Origin of the sequence: Photorhabdus hainanensis (assembly GCF_018448965.1) — a bacterium.
GTDB classification, from domain to species: Bacteria; Pseudomonadota; Gammaproteobacteria; order Enterobacterales; family Enterobacteriaceae; genus Photorhabdus; species Photorhabdus akhurstii.
In genome coordinates this window covers 1-255 of record NZ_RCWD01000156.1, presented here as the reverse complement: position 1 = coordinate 255, position 255 = coordinate 1, and the positions used below count along the sequence as shown (strand labels likewise).

At 52.5% G+C, this 255-nt stretch carries 1 rRNA gene; it reads left to right on the top strand.

Annotation, left to right across the window (positions count from 1 at the left end):
* Positions 1-255, top strand: a 23S ribosomal RNA gene (locus EAE92_RS24320); the annotation flags it as partial.

Genomic DNA, 255 nt, shown 5'->3' with positions numbered 1-255 from the left:
GGCGAGGGGAGTGAAAGAGAACCTGAAACCGTGTACGTACAAGCAGTGGGAGCCTTGATTCGTCAGGGTGACTGCGTACCTTTTGTATAATGGGTCAGCGACTTATATTCTGTAGCAAGGTTAACCGTATAGGGGAGCCGCAGGGAAACCGAGTCTTAACTGGGCGAAGTAGTTGCAGGGTATAGACCCGAAACCCGGTGAGCTAGCCATGGGCAGGTTGAAGGTTGGGTAACACTAACTGGAGGACCGAACCGA